Raw genomic sequence first — 22,837 nt, 5'->3', positions numbered from 1 at the left:
GGATCAGGCCTCCTGCGGCCGCTGGTCGTGGGGCGGATGGCCGCCGTCACGGTTGTCGTCACGGTTGTCGTCGTCGGTGCGGACCTGGTCGCGGTCCTGCCCCGAGCCGGCCTTGTCCTGCTTGAAGACGCGCTTCACGAGCAGGAAGAACAGCGGCACGAAGAAGATCGCGAGGACGGTCGCGGACAGCATGCCGCCGACCACCGCCCAGCCGATCGCGTTCTGGCCGCCGGCGCCGGCACCGCTCGACAAGGCGAGCGGCAACACGCCGAAGATGAACGCGAACGACGTCATCAGGATCGGGCGAAGGCGAAGCTTTGCCGCCTCGACCGCGGCATCGGCCGCGTTCATCCCGTCGCCCATCTTCTCCTCGGCGAACTCCACGATCAGGATCGCGTTCTTCGCCGCCACGCCGATCGTCGTGATCAGCCCGACCTGGAGGTAGATGTCGTTGTTCAGCCCGAAGATCATCGCCGCGCCGACCGCGCCGAGGACGCCGAGTGGCACCACCAGCAGGACGGCGATCGGGATCGACCAGCTCTCGTACAGTGCCGCGAGGCAGAGGAACACGATCAGCAGCGACAGCGCATAGACCGTGGTCGACTGGCCGCCCGACAGGTTTTCCTCGTAGCTGAGGCCGGTCCACTCATAGCCGATGCCGGGGGGCAGCTTGGCCGCCATCTCTTCCATCGCCTTGATCGCGGTACCGCTGCTGACGCCCGGCGCCGGCGAACCCATGATCTCGAACGAGGCTACGCCGTTGTAGCGTTCGAGGCGCGACGGACCGTAGTTCCAGCTCGTCGTCGAGAAGGACGAGAACGGTGCCATCGCGTTGCTGGTCGTGCCGCGGACGTAGAAGTTGCCGAGATCGGCGGGCGTCGTGCGGAACGGTGCGTCGGCCTGCACGAACACCTTCTTCACGCGACCGCGGTCGATGAAGTCGTTGATGTACGCGCCACCGAACGCGGTGCTGACGGTGGTGTTGATGTCCGCCTGGCTGAGGCCGAGTGCGCCGGCCTGCGCCTGGTCGACGTTCAGTTTCAGCTGGGGCGCATCCTCCAGGCCGTTCGGGCGGACCTGCATCAGGCGCTTGTCCTGGCTGGCCATGCCGAGCAGCATGTTGCGCGCCTCGAGCAGTTTCTCGTGACCGACGCCGGCATTGTCCTTCAGCATGAAGTCGAAGCCGTTGGCGTTGCCGAGTTCCTGCACGGCGGGCGGCACGAAGCCGATCACCATGCCGGCACGGACGCCTGCAAGCGCCTGGTTGGCACGCGCCGCGACCGCGGCGACGCCGTTCTCCGCGCCGCTACGATCTTCCCACGGCTTGAGCTGGATGAAGGCGATGCCGACATTCTGGCCCTGGCCGACGAAGCCGAAGCCGCTGATCGTGAAGATACCCGCGGTATTGGCCTTCTCGTCGATCATGAAGTGATCGCGGACCTTGTCCATCGTCCGGGCGGTCTCCTCCATCGGCGTACCCGACGGCATCGAGACCTGTGCGAACATCACGCCCTGGTCTTCTTCGGGGAGGAAGCCCGACGGCAGGCGCAGGAAGATGAAGGCCATCCCGGCGACGATCACGGCATAGACCAGCATCGTGCGGACCCAGCCCTTCTCGACGCGGCGCAGGCCGTTGCCGTACTTGCCGACGCCCTTGTCGAAAGTGCGGTTGAACCAGCCGAAGAAACCCTTCTTCTCGCTATGGCCTTCCTTCGCGGGCTTCAGGATCGTCGCGCAGAGCGCAGGCGTCAGGATCAACGCGACCAGCACCGAGAGTGCCATCGACGACACGATGGTGATCGAGAACTGGCGGAAGATCACGCCGGTCGAGCCGCTGAAGAACGCCATCGGCAGGAACACCGCCGACAGCACGAGGCCGATGCCGACCAGCGCGCCGCTGATCTCGTCCATCGACTTCTTGGCGGCTTCCTTAGGACTTAGCCCTTCTTCCTGGATGAGGCGCTCGACGTTCTCGACGACGACGATCGCGTCATCCACCAGCAGGCCGATCGCCAGCACCATGCCGAACAAGGTCAGCGTGTTGATCGTGAACCCCGCGACCTGGAGCACGGCGAGCGAGCCGAGCAACACGACCGGGACCGCGATCGTCGGGATCAGCGTGGCGCGGAAATTCTGGAGGAACAGGAACATCACGAGGAAGACGAGGACGATTGCCTCGATCAGCGTGTGGATGACCTGCTCGACCGACAGCCGCACGAACGTCGAATTGTCGATCGGGAACGCGACCTTGACGTCGGGCGGGAACTGCTTGGCGATCCGGTTGACCTCGGCCTTGACCAGCTTGACGGTGTCGAGCGCGTTCGCACCCGGTGCCAGCTTTACGCCGAAGCCTGCCGCCTGCTTGCCGTTATAGCGTGCCTGGAAGCTGTAGTTCTCCGAACCCATCTCGACGCGGGCGACGTCCGACAGGCGCACGGTCGCGCCGCTGGTTGCCGAGCGGACGATGATGGCGCGGAACTGTTCCGGCGTCTGGAGGCGCGACTGTGCGGTCACGGTGGCGTTGAGCGACTGGCCCTTCACCGCCGGGAGACTGCCGACCTGACCGGCCGAGACCTGCGCGTTCTGCGCGGTCAGCGCCGACGTGATGTCGGTGACGGTGACGCCGAGGTTCGACATCTTGAAGGGGTCGACCCAGATCCGCATCGAATATTGCGCGCCGAACACCTGCGTGTCGCCGACGCCCTTGATGCGGCTGAGCGGATCCTGAAGCTTCGAGGCGATCATGTCGCCGAGATCGACCTGGTCGTGGTCGCCGTTTTCCGAATAGGCGGCGATGATGAGCAGGAAGTTGGCGGTCGCCTTGGTCACGCGGAGACCGGCCTGCTGCACTTCCTGCGGCAACAATGGCGTCGCCTGCTGCAGCTTGTTCTGCACCTGGACCTGCGCGATGTCGGGGTCGGTGCCCTGCTCGAAGGTGAGCGTGATCGCGAGGTTGCCCGAGCCGTCCGAGGTCGAGGCGAAGTAGCGAAGGTTGTCGATGCCCTTCATCTGCTGCTCGATGATCTGCGTCGTCGTATTCTCGAGCGTCTGTGCGTCGGCACCCGGATAGGACGTCGCGACCGTCACCTTGGGCGCGGCGATCTCAGGGAACTGCGCGATCGGCAGCGACCGGATCGCGAGGATGCCGGCCAGCATCAGGATGATGGCGATGACCCATGCGAAGATGGGTCGATCGATGAAATAGCGTGACATGGGCAGTTACTTCCCGGCCTGCGCGGAACTGTTGCTGGTAGCACCGGACGCGTCGCCGCCTCCGGGTGCCGCGCCGGGCGCACCGCCAGCCGGCTTGGCGACCTGCTGCGGGGCAGCGGGCTTGACGGTCGCGCCGGGACGCAGGTTGAGCAGGCCCTCGACGATCAGCTTGTCGCCGGGCTTCAGGCCGCTGGTGACGATCCATTTGTCGCCGATCACGCGATCGGTGGTGACGGTGCGCTGCTCGACCTTGTTCTGTGCGTTGACGACCAGAGCGGTCGCACCGCCGCGCGGATCGCGCGTGATGCCCGCGGTCGGCGCCATGATCGCCTGCGCGCGCGTGCCTTCGACCAGCTTGGCGCGGACGTACATGCCGGGCAGCAACAGGCCGTTGGGGTTCGGGAAGCTCGCGCGCAGCGTCACCGCGCCGGTGGTCTGGTCGACCGTGACTTCGGAGAATTGCAGCCGACCCTCGATCGGATAGGTGCTGCCGTTCGGAAGGATCAGCTGGACGCGCGCGCTGCCGTCGCCGCGCGTCACGCCACCGGTCGCCATCGCCTGCTTGAGATCGAGCAGCTGGGCTGCCGACTGGACGACGTCGACATAGACGGTGTTGGTCCGCTGGATCGTCGCGAGCGGATCGGTCTGGCCGGTCTGGACCAGCGCGCCGACGGTCACGAGCGACCGGCCGATGCGACCCGAGATCGGCGCCTTGATGCGCGTGAAGCCCAAATTGACGCGCGCCGACTGGACCGCCGCCTGTTGCGCCGCAACATTGGCGCGAGCCTGCTGTGCGGACGCGGTGGCGTTGTCCGCCTCCTGCTTGCTGACCGCGTTCAGCTGGACGAGCTGGCCGTAGCGCTGCGCCTGGAGGCGAGTCGCGTTGATCTGCGACTGGGCGGCGCCAAGCTGGCCCTGCGCGCTGGCGAGCGCCGCGCGATAGGGGGCGTCCTCGATCGCGTAGAGCACCTGCCCCTTGCTGACCATCGCACCCTCGGTGAACAGCCGATCGCGGACCACGCCGCTGACCTGCGGACGGACTTCCGAGGTTTCCACGGCAGAGACCCGGCCAGGAAGCTCGGAGGTGAGGACGACCGACTCCTCGCCAACGGTGACGACGCCGACGGTCGGTGTCGGGGGAGGCGGCGGAGCCTGCTCCTTGCTGCACGCCGTCATCAGCGCCAGCGCGGCCAGAGCCACCGTTCCCCTGAGGTTCAATTGCTGCATGTTAAGCATCCCGACGTCGTGCAGATGAGTTTTGCCGGAATGAACGTTCATTCCGCTTGCTTTGCCCGCTATGATCGTGCGAGCGGCGGGTCAACCAAAAAACGCATCGGGAATATGATTTTGAGTGCAGTGCAGCATGAGATGGGGAGCCGGGAACGTATCGTCGCCGCGGCCCGTCATCTGTTTGCGACCCAAGGGTTTCACCAGACTCCGATGTCCGAACTGGCGGTGGCGGCGGGCGTTTCCGTCGGCCAGATCTATCGCCTGTTTACCGGCAAGAACGCGGTAATCCAGGCGATCGTAATGGAAGACGCCACGGCGAAGATGGCCGAGTTGCAGACGATGAACGACTCGGTGAAATTCGAGGGATTGCCGATCGAGGAGGGGTTCGTCGAACTGGCTCGCCGCGCGTTGTCGAAGGGTGACGAAGCGCTGTCGTTCGAGATCATGGCCGAGGCACATCGCAATACCGACGTCGCCGACACGATCGCCGATCTGTGCCGCGGATTCCGCCAGATGATCCGCGAACTGGCCTGCGTCGCCAATCCGAATCTCGAGGAAAACGAGCTGGAGGGCGCTGAGGAACTGATCCTCGCCTTCATGTTCGGGCTTGGCCACCGTACCTTGTCGCGTCCTCGGCTGTCGGAAGATCAGACCGCGCGATTGACAGGCCGGATGATCCTGGCCGCGGTCCGCGCGCTTTAGAGCAATGTAGCGCGTCGCGCTGCCTAAGCAGCGCTGCGCACGACGCGCGCAGAAGCCATCCACTCACGCGCTCGATCGTTACGGTCATGTTTCAGCATGCTGCCAAGCGTGGCGGGTTTCCGTCGCGTTCGTGGTATCGGGTTCATTTATTACAAAGTGGATATCGTATATTATATTTGACTTAATCTGGTAGACATGATGGATTGCGCGCAACATCCAAACAGGGGCGCGGGCACTCATGACATTTTTGGTCGGTAAGTTGCGAAATCGGTCGAGCATCGGGGCGATGATTGCAATGCTCCTTTCATCAGGAGCGTATGCGCAGGTTTCGCCTGCGCCGCAGCCCAGCCCCGATGCGAGCGCCGACGAAGCCATCACCGTCACGGGAACGCGCATCCGCCGCCCCGATCTGGCGAGCAACAGCCCGATCACCTCCGTCACCGACCAGGAAATCAAGTATCAAGGCGCGGTCAACGTCGAGAGCGTGCTGAACCGCCTGCCGCAATTCACCGCCGACGCGAACGAGAACGTCTCGAACGGATCGGACGGTACCGCCAACATCAACCTCCGCAACCTCGGATCGAACCGGACGCTGATCCTGCTCAACGGCCAGCGACTGCTGCCGCAGCAGGCGATTGATCTGAACTTCGTCCCATCGGCGCTGATCGACCGGGTCGACGTGGTGACCGGCGGCGCGTCCGCGGTCTACGGGTCCGACGCGGTCGCGGGTGTCGTCAACTTCGTACTGAAGGATCATCTCGACGGGTTGCGGATCGACGTCCAGTCCGGGCTCGGTCTGCATACCAACGAAAACAGCGCGGTACGGAATATCCTAACCACGCGCGGCTATGCGAACGCGCCGGGCCGGGTCGCCGATGGCGGCAAGCAGGATCTCAACGCGGCGTACGGCAAGAACTTTGCAAACGGACGCGGCAACATCACCGTCTATGGCGGCTATCGCCACACCGATCCGGTGTTGCAGGCCAACCGCGATGTCTCCGCCTGCGCGCTTAATCCATCGGACTCGGCGGGCAATGGTCTGATCTGCGGCGGATCGAGCAATACGCCGATCGGAACGTTCGTGCCGCTCGGCGGGCCCAATTCGGGCACCACGCTGACCAACAACGCCAACGGCACGCAGACCTGGGTGCCGTACACCTCGGCCTATGCGTATAACTACGCGCCGACCAACTACTTCCAGCGGTCGGACGAGCGCTATACCGGCGGCGCCTTCGCCAAGTTCGAGATCGCGCCGATCGCCGAGATCTATGGCAGCTTCATGTACATGAAGGACCATACGTTCTCGCAGGTCGCGCCATCCGCGCTGTTCCTCGGCACGACCTTCACCGTGCCGTGCAACAATCCGCTCATGAGCGCCGCGCAGCAGCAGTCGTTGTGCGGGGCGACCGCGGGGACAGCGGCGACGCAGGATACGCTGATCGGGTATCGCCTGGGTTCGGGTCAGTCGCGTCGCGACGATCTGCGGCATCAGGATTACCGCTATTCGGCCGGTGTCCGCGGCGATCTCGGCCACGGCTTTCATTACGACCTGAATTACCTTCACTCGCTGGTACGCTACAACGAGACGTATCTGAACAACGTCGACAACGTGAAGGCGCAGCGCGCGCTCGACGTCGTCACCGTCAACGGCGTGCCGACCTGTCGCTCGGTCGTCGACGGCAGCGATCCGGCGTGCGTGCCGGTCAACGTCTTCCAGGCGAATGCGATCACCGACACGCAGGGCGCGTATCTGTTCTCGGAGAGCAACACCGCGTCGCGCAACGTGCTGGACGTGTTTTCTGCAAACCTTAATGGCGACCTCGGCACGTTCGGCATCTCCAGCCCGTGGGCCACGCGCGGCGTCAACATCGCCGTCGGCGCCGAACGCCGCCGCGAAACCCTGAACTTCACCGCCGATGCCATCGCGCAACAGGGTGGCACGACCAATTCGGACGGCCGCATTACCGTCAACGAAGGCTATGGCGAGATCGAAGTCCCGATCCTTCAGGACCTTCCGTTCGCCCACGAACTGACCGTGAATGGCGGCCTGCGCTATTCCGCCTATCGCAACGACCAGCAGTCGACCGGACTGAAGTCGAAATACAACGTCTGGACCTACAAGGGCGAGGCGACCTGGGCGCCGTCGAAGGATGCACGCTTCCGCTTCAGCTACAACCGGGCGATCCGCGCGCCGAACATTTCGGAGCTTTTCGGGTCGCGGTCGATCGGCAACGTATCTGCGCAGGATCCGTGCTCGGGAACCGCGCCGACCGCGTCCGTCGACATCTGCCGCCTGACCGGTGTGACGCAGGCGCAATACGGCAACATCGTCGAATGCCCCTCCGACACGTGTTCGGCGCAATATGGCGGTAATTCGGCGTTGAAGCCCGAAAAGGCCGATACCTACACCGCAGGCCTCGTGCTGACGCCGCGGATGGTGCGCAATCTGACGCTCACCGTCGATTATTACCGCATCAAGGTGAAGGATTACATCAGCTCGGTCGATCCGTCGCTGGCGATCAGCCAGTGCGTCGCGGCGAGCGATCCCTTCTATTGCGGGCTGTTCACGCGCGACCCGCGCTCGGGCGCGCTGTTCGGCAGCAACGGGTATATCGTCTCGACGACGTACAACACCGGTTCGCTCAAGACCTCCGGGATCGATCTCACCGCCGACTATACGTTGGGGATCGGCGCACTCGGCAAGCTCAACCTCAACATGGTCGGCACGCGGCTGATCTCGCAGGAGTCCGAGCCGCTGAAGGGTCTCGGCAGCTATGACTGCAAGGGGCTGTACGGCTATACCTGCGGCCAGCCCAATCCGAAGTGGCGGCACGTGATGCGCACGACATGGTCGATGCCGCAGGGCGCAAGCGTATCGCTCTCGTGGCGGCATATCGACGAGGTCCAGCTCTCGTCGCTGTCGACCAACAGCTTCCTCAAGGGCGCATCAAGCGTGATCAACCGGAAGATCTCGGCGTATAACTACATTGATCTCGCGGGGACGGTCGCGGTCGGCGAGGGGCTCCAGCTTCGTGCCGGCGTCAACAACCTGTTCGACAAGGATCCGCCGGTGATCGCTTCCGGCATCCTGTCGTCGTTCGGCAACGGCAATACCTATCCCGGCGTGTATGACGTGCTGGGCCGCACGCTGTTCGTCGGCGCGACGGTGAACTTCTGACGCTGGGATGATGGCATGACGAACATGGTCCGCCGCGACGTTTTGAAGACGGGCGGCGTGACCGCGCTTGCCGCGATCGTTCCTGTCGTGCCGATCGGCGCGGCCGGGACGGTCTCGGTAAGCCCGCGCGAGATCGTGTCGCTCGGGACCGGGTGGCGGTTCCATCTCGGCCATGCGAGCGATCCGGCGAAGGATTTCGGCTTCGGTCGCTCGCACGACACCTATGGCAAGTCGGGCGATGTCGGCACGCCGGTTGCCGAGCCGAAGTTCGACGACAGCGCCTGGACGGCGGTGACGCTGCCACACGACTGGGCGGTCGACCTGCCGTTCGAACGGTTCGGGCCAGCGGGGAGCGAGGCGGACCGCACCGGATCGTTCCAGGGGTTCAAGCCGGTCGGGCGGATGTGGCCGGCGACCAGCGTCGGCTGGTATCGCCGCGTGATTGCGTTGGCCAAGGCGGACGCGGGGCGGCGGTTGCTGCTCCAGTTCGATGGGGTCGCGCGGGATTGTCTCGTCATCCTCAACGGCTTCGTCGTGGGATCGAACGAGAGCGGCTATGCGCCGTTCGAGATCGACGTCACCGACTTCGCGAAGCCGGGCGAGGAAAATGTACTCGTCATCCGCTGTGACGTGAGCCTTGGCGAGGCTTGGTCGTACGAGGGGGCAGGGCTCTACCGCGACGTGCGACTAGTGAAGACCGCGCCGGTGCATGTGCGGCGCTGGGGTGCCACGGTGCGCTGTTCCGTTGAGGCCGGCGGCGCCACGGTTCGGGTTGCGACCGAGATCGCAAACGATGGTGCCGCCTGCGAAGCACGGGTGCGGTCGACGGTCATCGGCCCCGACGGGAAGAGCCTGGTGCTGTTCGCGGACCCGCTCGCGCTGCCGGCTTGGCGCGCGACGACCGCGACGCAGGAGACTCGTATTGTCGCGCCTGCGCTCTGGTCGCTGGAAACGCCGCATCTCTACACACTGGTCAGCGAGATTCTCGTCGACGGCGCGGTGGTCGATCGCGACACGTCCACCTTCGGCATTCGCACGATCCGGTTCGACGCGACGCACGGCTTTTTCCTCAACGGCAAGCCGGTCAAGATCAAGGGCACCTGCAACCATCAGGATCATGCCGGCGTCGGCTTCGCGGTGCCCGACAGCCTGCACGTCTGGCGGCTCGAACAACTGAAGGCGATGGGCAGCAACGCGTATCGCTCGACGCACCACTCGCCGTCGCCCGCGATCCTCGACGCGTGCGACCGGATGGGCATCCTGATGATCGACGAGACGCGGCAGATGTCGAGCAACGCCGAGGGGCTGGGGCAGCTCGAACGGATGGTGCGGCAGGGGCGCAATCACCCGAGCATCATCCTGTGGAGCATCGGCAACGAGGAGATCCACCGCGGCACCGAGACCGGCGCGCGGATCGCCGAGACGATGAAGCGCAAAATCTACGAACTCGATGGGACGCGGCCGGTGACGGAGGCGTTCAACGGCAAATTTGGGGAGGGCGCGTCGCGTGTGCTCGACGTGATGGGGTGCAATTATTACCTCGATGCGATCGATCCGTATCATGCCGCGCACCCCGACATGCCGATGATCGGCACCGAGACGGGCAGCACGGTGATGACGCGCGGCGAATATGCGCGCGACGACAAGGCTGGCTTCGTACCGGCGTATGACCGCGAGTTTCCCAAATGGGCGACGACTGCGGAGACATGGTGGAGTTTCTATGACGCGCGGCCGTTCCTGAGCGGCGGGTTCGTGTGGACCGGGTTCGACTATCGGGGCGAGCCTACCCCGTTCGAGCGCTGGCCGGAGAACGTCTCGAACTTCGGCCAGATGGACCTGTGCGGCTTCCCCAAGGACAATTTCCATTACTACCGCGCGTGGTGGAGTGGGGAGCCGGTGCTGCACCTGTTCCCGCACTGGAACTGGGCGGGGCGTGAGGGCCAGCCCGTGTCGGTCTGGGTGCACAGCAACTGCGACGCAGTCGAGCTGGTCCTGAACGGGCGCAGCCTCGGGCGGCAGGCGGTGGTGAAGAACACGCATCTCGAATGGCCGGTGGCGTACGCGCCGGGCCGGATCGAGGCGCACGGGTATCGCGGCGGCAAGCGCGTGATGCACGCGGTGCGCGAGACGACCGGCGCGCCGGCGCGGATCGGCCTGTCGAGCGGTCGGCGGCACTTGGCGCCGGGCGAGGTGGCGGTGGTACGCGTCGCGATCCTCGATGCGAAACGGCGGGAGGTGGCGACCGCATCCGATCGCGTGACGTTCGCGCTGTCGGGGGACGCCAAGCTGCTGGGGGTCGGCAATGGCGATCCGCGGAGTCTGGAACCGGATCATGCGACGTCGCGCTCGGCGTTCAATGGCCTGTGTATGGCACTGGTGCAGGCGGGTGCGACGGGCGGGCCGATCAGGCTGGAGGTACGCGGTTCGAATCTGGCGCCGGCAATGCTGCCGTTGATCGGCATGACCAAGGAAATCTGATGCTGGTACGTCGTTCGTCGCGGGCGCTCGCGCTGGTGTTGCTATGTGCATCGGCGGCGGCGCACGCTGCACCAGACGAGGCCGCGTTTCGGCGCTCGATCGGTTTGCGGCGGGCGTGGCAGGATCTCACGCGCGACGTCGCGTGGCCTGCGCACTGGACGCCGGACGGGCGGCGCTTTTCCTATCGCAAGACGGTGGCAGGCGGGTTTGCGTTCGAGACGGTGGACGCGAAGAGGCTCGCCAAGTCGCCCGCATTCGACACGGCCAAGCTGGCGGCGGCGCTGGGCGATGCGCGTCACGAGGCGGTCGATGCGATGCACCTGCCGTTCGCCGAGTTCGACTATGCCGACGACGGCAAGGCGATCGCGTTTTCGCTGGACGAGACGCGGTGGCAGTGCGGGATTGTCGCCTACCGGTGCGAGGCGGCCGTCGACCGGAGCCGCCCACGCGGCTTCGGCGTGGTGCGCGACATGGCGGTGCCGGCCGAGAACAGTCCCAAGGTTTCGCCCGACGGCAAATGGACCGCGTTCGTGCAGGGCGACAACCTCGTCGTGCGCGAGACCGGCAATGCAATCGTCGTCCCGCTGAGCGTCGACGGGACGGCAGGCGACTTCTACGATCCGGAGACGCTGCGCTGGTCGCCCGATAGCCGGCACATCATGATCTACCGCGTCCGGCCGGGGTATCAGCGGCGGGTCTTGCGCGTGGAATCGTCGCCGCGCGATCAGCTCCAGCCAAAGCTTCGGAGCCAGTTATACCCCAAGCCCGGCGACGCGATCGATCAGGAACGACCAGTGCTGTTCGATGTCGCAACGCGGCGCCAGACGGTGATCGACGACGCGCTGTTCCCCAACGCGTACGAACTCTCCGCGCCACGCTGGCGCAACGACGGGCGGAGCGTCGCGTTCGACTATGTCCGGCGCGGGTTCGGGCAGGCGCGGATCGTCGCGGTCGATGCGGAAACCGGTGTCGCGCACGCCGCGGTGACCGAGGATGCGAAGACCTTCGTGTTCGCCGACCGCCGCTATGCGCATGAGGTCAACGGTCTTGGCGACGAGATCGTCTGGGCGTCGGAGCGCGATGGCTGGAACCATCTGTATCTCGTCGACGGGCGCACTGGAAAAGTGAAGAACCGGATCACGACCGGGGCCTGGATCGTGCGCGACGTCATCCAGGTCGACGATGCCAAGCGCCAGATCGTGTTTGCGGCAAGCGGAATGAATGCGGGCGAGGACCCGTATTTTCGCCACGTCTACCGGATCGATTTCGACGGCCGCCACCTGAGCGCGCTGACGCCGGCCAAGGCGGATCACGACGTGCGGTTTTCGCCCGATGGGACGCAGTATGTCGACACCTATTCGCGCGTCGACCTGCCGACCGTCAGCGAACTGCACCGGTCGAGCGACGGCGCGCTGATCGCGACGATCACCAAGGGCGACGACAGCGCGTTGCGCGCAGTGGGGTTTCGGCCGCCCGAGGTGTTCGTCGCGAAGGGCCGTGACGGCAAGACCAACATCTGGGGCGTCGTCGTCCGCCCGCGCGATTACGATCCACGCAAGAAATACCCGGTGATCGAGAACATCTATGCCGGGCCGCACGACAGCTTCGTGCCCAAGCAATATTGGCCGTTCGGCTATCATTCCGGCGGCGACAAGGTCGTCGGGATGCAGGAGCAGGCCGATCTTGGTTTCATCGTCGTGCAGATCGACGGGATGGGGACCGCCAACCGCTCGAAGGCGTTCCACGACGTCGCGTGGAAGAACCTCGCGGACTCGGGCTTCCCCGATCGTATCCTCTGGCACCGCGCGATGGCGGCGAAGGACCCGTCCTACGATATCGGCCGGGTCGGCATCTATGGCGCGTCGGCGGGCGGGCAGAGTACGCTGAACGCGCTGCTGTTCCACGGCGAGTTCTACAAGGTCGGGGTGGCCTATGCGGGCTGCTACGACAACCGGATGGACAAGATCAGCTGGAACGAACAGTGGCTCGGCTGGCCGGTGGATGCGAGCTATGCCGCCGCATCGGGCGTCGATCATGCCGCGCAATTGACGGGCAAGCTGCTGATGATCGTCGGCGAGCAGGACAGCAATGTCGACCCGGCCTCGACGATGCAGGTCGCCGATGCGCTGATCCGTGCGGGGAAGGATTTCGAGCTGCTGGCGGTGCCGGGCGGCGAGCATAGCGTCGGGCGCTCGAGCGGGCCGATCGATTATGTCGCGCGGCGGCAGTTCGGGTTTTTCGTGCGGGAGCTTGCGGGGGACGCGGCGCCGAATTGGAATGCGGTGAAGTGAAGGGGCCTGTTGGGGCCTGAAGCCGCCGCCGCCTCCTTCCAAGCACCTCCCCGGCGGAGGCCGGGGTCCAGTTGGGAGAGGCTGCTGATTAACGACAGTCCTTCATCACTGCAGCCATGCCAACTGGGCCCCGGCCTCCGCCGGGGTGGTGCTTGGCCGGGGTGATATTCCAGCTATTGAGGTGAGAGGCTGAGGTCTGTCGGTGTTGATCCCAGCGGTGCGGTGTAGCCGCCGCGTTCGATCTGCGCTCCCGTTACCGTGTAAGCGCGGCCGGTCTTGGTAGTCGTCTCTACGAAGACACGCGCTGCCGGATTGATCTCCGTCGCCGCATCAAGCGTCAGCGTAATCGCGCCTGTCGTCGGGACATACGTCGCACGGGCGATCTTCCCGGCTTCCAGGGTGATCCATAATCCGGCGGGGGCGATGAACAGGCGGGTGCGGGCGCCGTCCTTCGGGGTGATGCTCACCGCCCCAGCTGCCTGGTCCACATTGCCGCCGAAGCCTAGCCAGCCAAAGGTCGGATCGTTCACCAGATAGCTCGCGGCGGTGATGGCGTGGCCGTAGAAGCCCATGCCGTAGTCGCCGCTATACGGGTCCCACTTCATCATGTCGGGTGCGGAGTGGAAGGCGGCCGACGAGAAGCCGTCGCGGTCGATGTTGGTGATGCCGCCCATCATGCCGCCGTACGCGATGCGGAGCAGCCGGAGGTCGGTCGGGTCGGCGCGGTAGGCGTCGAACAGCGGGACGGCGTTGAGCGTCGAGCCGTAGTGGTGGAGCTGGCGTTCGATCCGCGGGTATTTGCCGCCGTAGAGGAAGTCCCAATAGCGCCGCGCATTGCCGTTATAGCCCCAGCTCGGGATCGTCGGGTCATAGGCGAGGATCACTTTCCGCGTCACGTCGGCCTGCGGCTGGTAACCGAAATAGCGCATCCACGCGTAGACCTCGGGCTGGCCGGTCGAATCCCAGGCCATCTCGCTGCCGAACGGATAGCGCAGCGTCCGCCAGTGATCGGCGCGCCGTTTCATCAGGCGCTCCATCTCGGTCGCCTCCGCGGTCAGGCCTTCGCGCTTCAGGTCGCGCAGGATGTCGACGAACACGTCGCCCTCCATCAGCCCGAACTGCGTGTAATAGGGCGCTTCGCGCATCATCGCGGTGGTGGTCTGATAGGCGTGGTCGAGATACCAGCGCCACGGGTGCGCGGTGACGATGCCGGGGTGGTTGCGCGCGACGCGGTACAGCACCCAGTGGCCGATCGCGACGTGGGGATAGTTGTACGCCCGACCGAGATCGCCGGCGTCCTTCTTCGACCAGGAGGTCCAGGTCTTCCAGTCGACCGTCGGTTCGTAATAGCCGGGATGCGCGACCGGGTCGTAGTAGAACAGGCTCTTTCGGACGGCGCCGGCGTGAGGGCCGTCCGGGACTTGCAGGTCGCCCTGGATCGTCTCGTCGACGAGGCGTTGCAGCTTGGCGATCTCGGCGGGGTCGGGGTTGTCCAGCTGTTTTGAAATCGCCGCGACCCAGCTGCCCGCGCCGCCTTCGTCGCTCATGCCCGAGATCCAGACGCGCGGGTCCTGCGTGACGACCTTGCCGGCCTCGCGGTCGTAGGTGAGGATCGCGGGGTTGCGGCCGAACGGGTCGGCCTTGTCCTCATACCACTGCTTCGTCGTCGAGAAGCGGCCGAGGTCGGCCATCGTCTGATCGAGCGGCTTGGTGATGTAATAGCTGACCGTCTGGACGCTGCCGTCGGCATAGGTGATCGCGAGCGTCGCGCGGCCCCAGCCCTTGCTGCGGACGGTGTAGCGAGCCCAGCCTTTTGCGCTCGCCGCCGGTGTCGCGACGAGTGCGCCCGCGGGGAGGCTTTCGATCTTGGCGATCGGTTGCGGGGTCTTGAGGAACAGCGACGCGTCCTGGTTGGTCGGGACGACGTAACCCGGGATGCCGACCGCGACCGGGCGGTGGTTGGCGACGAGCGTGTCCTCGATGGCCGCGATAGACGGCGCCGTGACGAAGCGGACGCCGATCGTGCGGGTGGTGCCGGGGGCGAGCGTGATGCTGGTCGGCGTGTTCCATTGCTCGCCGGCCTTCGCCCATTCCTTCTCGGCGAAGGCTTTGCTGGCGACGGTCCAGTCATAGAACCCTTCCGAGGTCTGGCCGCGCTTGCTGCGGTCGGTGAAGATGTCGCCCTTGGGGGCCTTGGCGGCTTCGAGGATCGGGCGGTAGGCCTCGAGCGGTGTGCCCTTTTCGGGGAGGACGAGCAGCGCGGGGCCGGCGCCGTTGAGGCGGGTGACCTGGAGGTAGCCGGCGTCGCGGCCGATATAGGGGTCGACGAAGCTGGCTTGTGCGTGCGCCTGTTCGAGGCTGCGGTCGGTGATGATGTTGTCGAACACCATCGGCAGCCCGAGCGCACCGATCTCGACGGGGGCGTTCGTCGTGTTGGTCAGCGTGAAGCGGAGCGCGAGGACGCCGTGGTCGTCGATCCAGCGACGCTCGACGCGCAACGGGCTGGTGGCCCCGAGCGAGGCGGTGATGTCGGCGGCGGCGAGCGTCGCGCCGGTCGCGGGCAGGCGGCGGATCGCCTTGCGGTGCTGCGCGGAGGCGTAGTCGGCCCAGGCGCCGCCGGGCTGGCGGACTCGGAGGTGGATGTCGCCGATATGGACATAGCCGTCGGCGGCGCGCTCGGCTTCGCGGGCGCCGGGGACGAAGTCGAAACCGGGTTCGGCGGCGGGGGACAGCCGGGCGAGCGTCTGCGTATCGGTGCGCAGTGCGACGCGGAAGGCGGGGGTGCGGATCGCGGTCTGCGGGATCGGGCGGTAGCTTGGCTTGGCGGGCTTGGGTTGCGCACCGCCGGGCAGCGTCGCGGTCGTTGCCAGCAGCAGCGTCAGGAGGCGGAAGGCTGTCATGGCGTTACTCGCTCGAAGTCAAAGGTGAGGATAAAGTGTCACTTGCGCTGCCTTGTCGGACGTATAGTATACGATATCCGAATGGAGATAAAGATGTTCGCAAACCGCCGGGATGTATTGATGGGGACGACGGCGGTGGCGCTGTTGTCGGTGGGCGAACAGGCGTTTGGCAAGAGCGCGACTGGCAGGGGGACGACGCTGCTCCCGGCCAAGGCCAAGCCCTTGCCGTTGTCCTCGGTGCGCCTGCTCCCGTCCGCCTATGCAACCGCGGTCGAGGTCAATCGCGCGTATCTGCTGCGGTTGAGCGCGGATCGGCTGCTGCACAATTTCATGGTGTATGCCGGGCTCCCCGCGAAGGCGCCGCTCTATGGCGGGTGGGAGAGCGACACGATCGCCGGGCATACGCTCGGCCATTACCTGACCGCGCTCGTGCTGATGCATGCGCAGACCGGCGACGCGGAGTGCCGTACTCGCGCGGATTATATCGTTGCAGAACTGGCGCGGGCGCAGGCTAAGCGCGGCACCGGCTATGTCGGTGCGCTGGGGCGCAAGCGGAAGGACGGGATGATCGTCGACGGCGAGGAGATCTTCCCCGAGGTGATGCGCGGCGAGATCAAGTCGGGCGGGTTCGATCTCAACGGGTCTTGGTCGCCGCTGTATACGGTGCACAAGGTCTTCGCGGGGCTGCTCGACGTGCATGCCGCGTGGGGCAATACGCAGGCGCTGACCGTCGCGACCGGGTTGGCCGAGTATTTCGCGAAGGTGTTCGCGGCGCTCGACGATGCGCAGATGCAGACGCTGCTCGGGTGCGAATATGGTGGGCTGAACGAGAGCTATGCCGAGCTGTCGGCGCGGACCGGGGACAAGCAATGGCTCGACGTCGCGGAGCGGTTGTACGACCGCAAGATGCTCGATCCGATGGTTGCGGGCGAGGACAAGCTCGCCAACTTCCACGCGAACACGCAGGTGCCGAAGCTGATCGGGCTCGCGCGGATCCATGAACTGAACGGCAAGCCCGCGCCCGCGAACGCCGCGCGGTTCTTCTGGAAGACCGTCACGCAGCATCACAGCTATGTGATCGGCGGCAATGCCGACCGCGAGTATTTCTCCGAACCCGACAGCATCGCCACGCACATCACCGAGCAGACGTGCGAGCATTGCAACAGCTACAACATGCTCAAGCTCACGCAGCAGCTCTATGGCTGGGCCCCGGACGGCGCGATGTTCGATTATTACGAGCGCGCGCATCTGAACCACATCATGGCGGCGCAGGACCCGAAGACTGCCGGCTTCACCTATATGACGCCGCTGATGACGGGCACCGCGCGCGAATATTCGACGCCGAAGGACGACGCGTTCTGGTGCTGCGTCGGCACGGGGATGGAAAGCCATGCCAAGCACGGCGAGGCAATCTTCTGGGAGGGCGACGGCACGCTGCTGGTCAATCTCTACATCCCGGCGGAGGCGCGGTGGCAGGCGCGAGGTGCGGTGCTGACGCTCGACACGCGCTATCCGTTCGAGCCGGAGTCGCGGCTGACGCTGACGAAGCTGGCCAAGCCGGGGCGGTTTCCGATCGCGTTGCGCGTTCCGGGCTGGGCGAATGGGCGTGCGACGGTGACGGTCAACGGTGCCGCGGTCGAGCCGGTGCTGGCGAAGGGCTATGCGATCGTCGAGCGCAAATGGAAGTCTGGCGACGTGGTTGCGATCACCGTACCGCTCGACCTGCGGCTGGAGAGTGCCCCGGGCGACGCCGATACGGTCGCGGTGCTGCGCGGGCCGATGGTGATGGCCGCCGATCTCGGCTCGACCGAGGCGAAATGGGAGCAGGCCGATCCAGCGATGGTCGGCGCGGATCTGCTCGCCGCGTTTACGCCGGCTGTTGGCGCGGGCGCGCGCTATGCGACGAAGGGGATCATCCGGCCTGCCGACCTCAACTTCGTGCCGTTCTACAGCCAGTACGACCGGCGTAGCGCGGTGTATTTCAAGCGCTTCAGCGAGGCGGCGTGGAAGACCGAGGAGGCGGCGTTCCTGACCGAGCAGGCGCGGCTGAAGGATCTCGCCGCACGGTCGGTCGACGTGATGCACCTCGGCGAGATGCAGCCGGAGCGCGATCATGCGCTGACGTCGGAGATCTCGTATCCGGTCAGCTATCGCGGGCGGAACGGGCGCGATGCGCGGTCGGGCGGCTATTTCGAGTTCGCGCTGAAGACACGGCCAGGGCCGCTGGTGGTGCAGGCGACCTATTGGGGCGACGAGCGCGCGCGCGATTTCGACATCCTCGTGGATAATGTGAAAGTCGCCACGCAGCATCTCGAGGCGGACCAGCCGGGCAAGTTCTTCGATGTTGAATATCCGCTGCCGATTGGGGTTACCAAGGGCAAGGCTAGCGTGAAGATACGGTTCGTGCCGCACGACCGGTCGTCGGCGGGGCCGGTGTTCGGGGTGCGGATGGTGGCTGCCAAGCCGGGCTCGACCGCATGAGCGGAGACGTACCAATGACGCTCGACGAGGTGCGGGGGCTTGCGCGAAAAGTCCTGCTCGGGGCTGGCCTGTCGCGTCCGCATGCCGAGGCGGTGGCGGAGACGATGGTCGCGGGCGAGCGCGATGGGTGTGCGAGTCACGGCATCTACCGGCTGCTGGTCGCGGCGAACAGCATCGCCAAGGGTGTCGTGGCGGTCGATGCCGAGCCGGTCGTGAGCGAGCCGGCGCGCGCGCTCGTGCGGGTCGATGGCGGCGGCGGGTTCGCGCAACTCGCGTTCGAGCGAGGGCGGCAACGCTTGGCGGAGAAGGCGCGCGCGTATGGGATCGCCGCGATGGCGCTGAACAACGTCGTGCATTTCGCGGCGTTGTGGCCGGAGGTCGAGGCGCTGGCGGAGGATGGGCTGGTCGCGCTCGCGGTCACGCCGAGCCATGCCTGGGTCGCGCCGGCGGGGGGCACCGAACCCGTGTTCGGGACCAACCCGATCGCGTTCGGCTGGCCGCGGCCCGGCCGCGAACCGTTCGTGTTCGACTTCGCGACGAGTGCGGTTGCGCGTGGTGAGATCGAACTGCATCGGCGCGGGGGGAAGGCCGTGCCCGACGACTGGGGCTATGATGCGGACGGCCAGCCGACCACCGACGCGGCGGCGGTGTTGAACGGCGCGATGCGGACGTTCGGCGGGCACAAGGGGTCGGCGCTGGCGGCAATGGTCGAGCTGCTCGCCGGGCCGTTGATCGGCGACATGACCAGCCGGGAGTCGCTGGAGGCCGACGCTGCGCGCGGTGGATCGCCGATCGGGGGTGAACTGATCATCGCGATCGATCCGGTCGGGTTCCTCGGCGATGCGGTCGCCGAGCACCTCGCGCGCGCGGAAGCGATGTTCGCGGCGATCGAGGGGCAGGGTGCTCGCCTGCCGTCGCAACGGCGGTATGCGGCGCGGGCGCGCAGTCTGACCGAGGGTGTGGTGATACCCGCCGCACTGTACCGCGACATCATGGCGCTGGTTCCAGGAGAATGACGATGAAGGCTTTGATCCTGTTGCTGGCGCTGGGCTCGACTGCGCTGGGGGCAATGCCTCCAAAAACTCCGAAATCGGCCGTGGCGACCTCGGCGGATGCGCGGTTCGAGGCGCTCTACACTGCGGAATATGCGTGGCGGCAACTCCAGTTCGCGCAGGGCGAGGACAATCCGACCGCCGCGCCGCGGCTGCCCGATGTCGGCCCCAAGGCGCAGGCGGAGCGCCTCGCGCGGTGGACCGACGTGTCGCGGCAACTGGCGGCGATCTCTCCGGCGACACTCTCCCCCGCCAATCGCGTCAATTATGCGGTCTATGCGCAACAGATCGACGCCTTGCTCGCCGAGCAACGCTTTCGTGATTACGAAAAGCCGCTGACCGCGGATACGAGCTTCTGGGGAGACGTCGCCGAGAGCGCGCGCGGCACTTTCAAGTCGGTGAAGGACTATCGCGACTACATCGCGGTGATGCGCCAGATTCCGCGCTATTTCGACCAGCAGACCGGCAACATGCGCGCCGGGCTCGCGCGGGGGTTCACCCCGGCGCGGGTGACTCTGACGGGGCGCGACAACGGCGTAGCACAGGTCGCGGACGCGAAGACGCCGCAGGAGTCGCCGTTCTACGAGCCGTTCAAGAGCTTTCCGTCGACGATCCCCGCCGCCGATCAGGCCGCGCTCAGGGCCGAGGGGACTGCGGCGATCTCGCAGGCGGTTGTCCCCGCCTATGCGACGCTGCTGAAGTTCCTGCGCACCGACTACATCCCGCATGCCCGCGAGGGGCTGGCGGCGTACGACCTGCCGGACGGCAAGGCCTATTATTTGTCGAAGGTCCGCGAATACACCACGCAGGATATCACGCCCGAGCAGATCCACGCGCTCGGGCTCGCAGAGATTGCCAAGATTCGCGGCCGGATGGACGGTGTGATGCGGAGCGTGAAGTTCCAGGGCGATTTGCAGGCGTTCTTCAATCATCTGCGGACCGATCCGCAATTCTATCCCAAGACGCCGAACGAGCTGCTGTACCGCGCGGCATGGATCGCCAAGACGTTCGACGGCAAGGCGTCGCAGTGGTTCGGCCACCTGCCGCGCAGCCGGTTCGCGATCAAGCCGGTGCCGGCGGACATCGCGCCGTTCTACACCGGCGGTCGCGGCGGGCCGGGGATCTATCTGGTCAACACCTACGACCTGCCGTCGCGGCCCTTCTATTCGCAGGTGGCGCTGACGTTGCACGAAAGCGCGCCCGGCCACGCGTTCCAGATGCCGCTCGCGTCCGAGAACAAGAGCCTGCCGGCGTTCCGGCGTGACACGTATCTGTCGGTCTATGGCGAGGGCTGGGCGCTGTATTGCGAGACGCTCGGCGAGGACATGGGGATGTACGAGACGCCGTACGACCTGTTCGGGATGCTGAGCTACCAGGCATGGCGCGCAGCGCGGCTGGTGGTCGATACCGGCATCCATGCGAAGGGCTGGAGCCGGAAGCAGGCGCAGGACTATCTGCACGACAACACCGCGCTGTCGAACCACGAGATCGAAACCGAGGTCGACCGATACATCGCGTGGCCGGGGCAGGCGCTGTCCTATTACATGGGGCAGATCGCGTTCCAGACGGCGCGGAAGAAGGCGCAGGACAAGCTCGGCGCGAAGTTCAACATCCGCGCGTTCCACGATGCGATGCTCGAGATGGGATCGGTGCCGGTGCCGGTGATCGAGGCGCGGACGGATGAACTGATCGCGGCGGGCGGCAAGGGGCCGTATCCTGACGAGGAGTAGGCGCTGGCTCGCGGCGGTCGGACTGATCGCCTCCGCCGGACTGGCGCAGGATGTTCCTGCCGGGACGCACATCCATGCGCCGGGCAATCCAATCCTCGCCGACGGGTATTATTCGACCGACCCGGCGCCGGTGGTGATCGGCGACACGCTGTGGATCCTCGCCGGGCGCGACGAGGCGGCGGCCGACGTCGACGACTTCGTGATGAAGGAGTGGCAGCTGCTGTCGACCCGGGATCCGGCGTCGGGCGACTGGGTCCATTATCCGGCGATCGCACGGCCCGAGACCGTATTCGGATGGGCCGAGCCGGCGCGCGCCTATGCCGGGCAGATCGTCCAGGCGCGGGATGGACGGCTGTATCTCTACGCGCCGGTGGTCGAGAAAGGCAGCGATGCCGAGGACCGGTTCGCGATCGGCGTCGCGGTTGCCGACAGCCCGACCGGGCCATGGCGCGACGCGCATCCGTTGGGCCCGATCGTCTCGCAGCGCGTGCCGGTGCGTAACGCCATCCAAAATATCGACCCGACCGTGCTGATCGACGATGATGGCCGCGTGTATCTCTATTGGGGGACGTTCGGCGAACTGCGCGGCGTCGAACTGGCGCGCGACATGGTGACGCCGATCGGGCCTGAGCGGCGGATCACCGGGCTGACCGGGTTCTTCGAAGCGCCGTGGATCATGAAGCGGCGCGGCGTCTATTACATGCTGTACGCCGGCAACACCGCGGGACCGGGCTCGGACTGTACGCCGGCGATCTATCATGCGTGCATCGCGTACGGCACCGCGCCGTCGCCGATGGGGCCGTGGACGTATCGCGGCGTGGTGTTGAAGCCGGTGTCGTCGACTACGTCGCATCCGGGCGCGGTGGACTTCAAAGGGCGCTGGTATCTGGTGTATCACACCGCCGATGCGGTCGGCGGCGGGCATTTCCGGCGTAGCGTCGCGATCGATCCGATGCTGTTCGACGACAGCGTGACGCCCGCCGCGATCCTGCCGGTGGTGGCGACGCGGCGCGCCCGGCCGGCGGCACTGCCGTCGCGCAATATCGCCGGTGCGGCGACGGTCGAGGCGTCGAACGAGCCGGTGCCGGTGCGCTATTGGCTGGCCGCGCTGAACGACGGGATCGTGCGCGCGAACCCGCTGCCGCCGGATATGTGGGGGAGCCGGGCGGGGCCTGCGCGGCAGTGGATCGCGTATCGCTGGGATGCTCCCGTGACGCTGGACGGCGCGCGGATGCGTTTTTGGGCGGACCAGCCGGCGGGATCGCGCACCGGGATAGCGCCGCCGAAGCGCTGGTGGCTGGAATATTGGGATCTCGGCTGGAAACGGGTGCGGCGGGCGCGTGGGTTCGGCACGGGGGTGGACGGGATCCAGTCCGCGAGCTTTGCGCAGGTGACGACGCGGTGCCTACGCGCGGTGTTCGAGACATCGGGCGATGCTCGCGGTCATGCCGGCGTCGCGGTGCAGGAATGGGAGGCGCTTGCCCCGCATCCACAGGCGGTCGCGGCGCGCGACCCGGCCGCCACGCCTGCGCCACCCTGCGGCTAATCCGAAAGAACTGCCTTCCGACTAACCCCGTCATTC

Annotated in this window: 11 protein-coding genes; 8 read left to right on the top strand and 3 right to left on the bottom strand. The window is 66.1% G+C overall.

Features of this window, described 5'->3' with window-relative positions:
• Nucleotides 1–3 precede the first annotated feature (3 nt).
• Both ASG20_RS11770 and ASG20_RS11765 read right to left on the bottom strand, forming a co-directional pair.
• Nucleotides 4–3,213 (bottom strand): efflux RND transporter permease subunit, encoded by a 3,210-nt coding sequence (locus ASG20_RS11770; protein ID WP_082470908.1) that lies wholly within the window; start codon nt 3,211–3,213, stop codon nt 4–6.
• Between the two features lie 6 nt (nt 3,214–3,219).
• Complete coding sequence (locus ASG20_RS11765; RefSeq protein ID WP_056053124.1) at nt 3,220–4,440, bottom strand: efflux RND transporter periplasmic adaptor subunit; 1,221 nt, start codon at nt 4,438–4,440, stop codon at nt 3,220–3,222.
• A 24-nt stretch (nt 4,441–4,464) separates the two neighbouring features.
• Between ASG20_RS11765 and ASG20_RS11760 the strand changes: the two genes are divergently transcribed.
• The 4 genes from ASG20_RS11760 to ASG20_RS11745 all read left to right on the top strand — a co-directional run bounded on the left by ASG20_RS11760 (nt 4,465) and on the right by ASG20_RS11745 (nt 13,092).
• On the top strand, nt 4,465–5,145 hold the full coding sequence (locus ASG20_RS11760) for a TetR/AcrR family transcriptional regulator (RefSeq protein WP_231420735.1): 681 nt from the start codon (nt 4,465–4,467) through the stop codon (nt 5,143–5,145).
• A 286-nt stretch (nt 5,146–5,431) separates the two neighbouring features.
• Nucleotides 5,432–8,323 (top strand): TonB-dependent receptor, encoded by a 2,892-nt coding sequence (locus ASG20_RS11755; RefSeq protein ID WP_082470907.1) that lies wholly within the window; start codon nt 5,432–5,434, stop codon nt 8,321–8,323.
• Nucleotides 8,324–8,338: 15 nt separating this feature from the next.
• Nucleotides 8,339–10,801, top strand: coding sequence for a beta-galactosidase GalA (galA, locus tag ASG20_RS11750; protein ID WP_056052336.1), 2,463 nt, complete (start codon nt 8,339–8,341; stop codon nt 10,799–10,801).
• On the top strand, nt 10,801–13,092 hold the full coding sequence (locus ASG20_RS11745) for a DPP IV N-terminal domain-containing protein (protein WP_056052331.1): 2,292 nt from the start codon (nt 10,801–10,803) through the stop codon (nt 13,090–13,092). The genes galA and ASG20_RS11745 overlap by 1 nt, the downstream gene beginning before the upstream one ends.
• A 173-nt stretch (nt 13,093–13,265) precedes the next feature.
• Here ASG20_RS11745 and ASG20_RS11740 read toward each other — a convergent pair whose 3' ends face one another.
• Complete coding sequence (locus ASG20_RS11740) at nt 13,266–15,992, bottom strand: DUF5695 domain-containing protein (RefSeq protein WP_056052329.1); 2,727 nt, start codon at nt 15,990–15,992, stop codon at nt 13,266–13,268.
• Between the two features lie 120 nt (nt 15,993–16,112).
• Here ASG20_RS11740 and ASG20_RS11735 point away from each other — a divergent pair, with 120 nt between their 5' ends.
• From ASG20_RS11735 to ASG20_RS11720, 4 genes are all read left to right on the top strand, one after another.
• Nucleotides 16,113–18,473, top strand: a complete 2,361-nt coding sequence (locus ASG20_RS11735; protein WP_231420722.1) for a glycoside hydrolase family 127 protein — start codon at nt 16,113–16,115, stop codon at nt 18,471–18,473.
• Entirely contained in the window at nt 18,470–19,489 is a 1,020-nt protein-coding gene (locus ASG20_RS11730; RefSeq protein WP_056052327.1) for an Ldh family oxidoreductase, read from the top strand. The genes ASG20_RS11735 and ASG20_RS11730 overlap by 4 nt, the downstream gene beginning before the upstream one ends.
• Nucleotides 19,490–19,491: 2 nt before the next feature.
• Nucleotides 19,492–21,255, top strand: coding sequence for a DUF885 domain-containing protein (locus tag ASG20_RS11725; RefSeq protein ID WP_330218672.1), 1,764 nt, complete (start codon nt 19,492–19,494; stop codon nt 21,253–21,255).
• Nucleotides 21,256–21,388: 133 nt separating this feature from the next.
• Nucleotides 21,389–22,801, top strand: coding sequence for a family 43 glycosylhydrolase (locus tag ASG20_RS11720; protein WP_236698766.1), 1,413 nt, complete (start codon nt 21,389–21,391; stop codon nt 22,799–22,801).
• The last annotated feature ends 36 nt before the right edge of the window (nt 22,802–22,837 follow it).

The organism is Sphingomonas sp. Leaf198 (assembly GCF_001424005.1).
GTDB lineage: Bacteria > Pseudomonadota > Alphaproteobacteria > Sphingomonadales > Sphingomonadaceae > Sphingomonas.
Note: the sequence above shows the minus strand (reverse complement) of the source record. Positions and strands in the feature narration are given on the sequence as shown.

Bases quoted from the DNA above. Each gene is read 5' to 3' on its own strand.
- ASG20_RS11745 (WP_056052331.1), top strand. From the start codon at position 10,801: ATGCTGGTACGTCGTTCGTCGCGGGCGCTCGCGCTGGTGTTGCTATGT.
- ASG20_RS11755 (WP_082470907.1), top strand. From the start codon at position 5,432: ATGATTGCAATGCTCCTTTCATCAGGAGCGTATGCGCAGGTTTCGCCT.
- ASG20_RS11740 (WP_056052329.1), bottom strand. From the start codon at position 15,992: ATGACAGCCTTCCGCCTCCTGACGCTGCTGCTGGCAACGACCGCGACG.
- ASG20_RS11765 (WP_056053124.1), bottom strand. From the start codon at position 4,440: ATGCAGCAATTGAACCTCAGGGGAACGGTGGCTCTGGCCGCGCTGGCG.
- ASG20_RS11770 (WP_082470908.1), bottom strand. From the start codon at position 3,213: ATGTCACGCTATTTCATCGATCGACCCATCTTCGCATGGGTCATCGCC.
- ASG20_RS11730 (WP_056052327.1), top strand. From the start codon at position 18,470: ATGAGCGGAGACGTACCAATGACGCTCGACGAGGTGCGGGGGCTTGCG.
- galA (WP_056052336.1), top strand. From the start codon at position 8,339: ATGACGAACATGGTCCGCCGCGACGTTTTGAAGACGGGCGGCGTGACC.
- ASG20_RS11725 (WP_330218672.1), top strand. From the start codon at position 19,492: ATGAAGGCTTTGATCCTGTTGCTGGCGCTGGGCTCGACTGCGCTGGGG.
- ASG20_RS11760 (WP_231420735.1), top strand. From the start codon at position 4,465: ATGAGTTTTGCCGGAATGAACGTTCATTCCGCTTGCTTTGCCCGCTAT.
- ASG20_RS11735 (WP_231420722.1), top strand. From the start codon at position 16,113: ATGGGGACGACGGCGGTGGCGCTGTTGTCGGTGGGCGAACAGGCGTTT.